The following is a 1,815-nucleotide window of genomic DNA, read 5'->3' as shown; positions in this document are numbered from 1 at the left end:
TCAAATGTGGGAGGGAGCTTGCTCCCGATGGCGGTGGGTCAGTCACCCGATGCAGTGGCTGATACTTGGCAATCGGGAGCAAGCCCCCTCCCACACTGATTGAGGTGTTATCTAAACCAGGATTCGAGCCGAACGCTAACGGCGGGGCAGCGCACGGGACCGAGTTAACCGTCTCGATTCTGGCGCCACCGAAGATCAAATGTGGGAGGGGGCTTGCTCCCGATAGCGGTGGGTCAGTCACCCGATGCAGTGGCTGACAGTTGGCCATCGGGAGCAAGCCCCCTCCCACACTGATTGAGGTGTTATCTGGTCCAGGGTTTAACCCGAATACCCCGCACCCTGCGTCTGACCTTGTGAACGGATCATTTATTCACGAGGTTCAGTCCATGTCCCGTCCTCTGCTTTTCCTGCGTCCTGCTGCCCAGGGCTTTGCGGTTACCTTGCTGGTGGCGCTGGCCGGTTGTGGGCTGTCTTCGTCGCCTGATTTAGCCAAACCGGCTGAGCCCGTCGTCGAGCTGCAAAACACTCCGGTCCAGGGTGCGTTGGTCAAGCGCATGGCGATGCCTGCACCGATGCGGATGCAGGAGTCGGCGAGCCTGGACTACCGCAGCGAGCCCCGCGAGCAATACGCCAACCTGCCGGACAATCCGGTGCATCGGGTCGCCGAAACGCCGGTCTCGACCTTCAGCATCGACGTCGACACCGGCAGCTACGCCAACGTGAGGCGTTTCCTCAACCAAGGTCGTCTGCCGCCCGAGGGCGCTGTGCGACTGGAGGAAATGCTCAACTATTTCCCCTATCACTACGCGTTGCCCACCGACGGCTCGCCCTTTGGCGTGACCACCGAACTGGCGGCCACCCCGTGGAACCCGCGCACCCAACTGCTGCGCATCGGCATCAAGGCGTCCGACCGCGCCGTGGCAGAGTTGGCGCCGGCCAACCTGGTGTTTCTGGTCGATGTGTCCGGCTCCATGGATCGCCGCGAAGGCTTGCCGCTGGTGAAAAGCACCCTGAAATTGCTGGTGGATCAGTTGCGCGAACAGGACCGCGTGTCCCTGGTGGTCTACGCCGGTGAGTCGCGCGTGGTGCTCCCGCCGACCTCCGGGCGCGACAAAGTGAAGCTGCGCAATGCCATCGATCAGCTCAGCGCAGGCGGCGCTACCGCCGGTGCATCAGGCATCGAATTGGCCTACCAGATGGCCCGCGAAGGCTTTATCGAGCAGGGCATCAACCGCATCCTGCTGGCCACCGATGGTGACTTCAATGTCGGCGTCAGCGATTTTGACAGCCTCAAGCAGATGGCCGTCGAACAGCGCAAAAGTGGTGTGTCGCTGACCACCCTCGGCTTCGGTGTGGATAACTACAACGAACACCTGATGGAACAACTGGCCGATGCGGGCGACGGCAACTATGCCTACATCGACACCCTGCGCGAAGCGCGCAAGGTGCTGGTGGACCAACTCAGCTCGACCCTGGCGGTGGTGGCGCGGGACGTGAAAGTGCAGGTGGAATTCAACCCGGCCCAGGTCAGCGAATACCGCTTGCTGGGTTATGAAAACCGCGCATTGAAGCGTGAGGACTTCAATAACGACAAGGTCGACGCGGGAGAGATCGGCGCCGGGCACACGCTGACCGCGCTGTACGAAATTGTACCGAAGGGCGAGCAGGGCTGGTTGGAGCCGCTGCGCTACGCCTCCGCACCTGCGGCGCAGGGCCAATCCGCTGAGCTGGCCATGTTGCGTGTGCGCTATAAGCCGGCGGCCGGTGGTGCGAGCCGTTTGATCGAGCGGCCGGTGGGCAGCCAGTCGGCCAAGG

The 1,815-nt window shown here is 62.5% G+C and carries 1 protein-coding gene; it reads left to right on the top strand.

The genetic code is table 11. The features are described from left to right. Positions 1-386 precede the first annotated feature (386 nt). On the top strand, positions 387-1,815 hold a 1,429-nt coding region (locus L9Z73_RS30015; protein WP_247408567.1), incomplete at its 3' end, for a vWA domain-containing protein.

The organism is Pseudomonas emilianonis (genome assembly GCF_023072625.1).
GTDB lineage: Bacteria > Pseudomonadota > Gammaproteobacteria > Pseudomonadales > Pseudomonadaceae > Aquipseudomonas > Aquipseudomonas paraveronii.
This window is presented reverse-complemented; position numbering and strand designations above follow the sequence as displayed.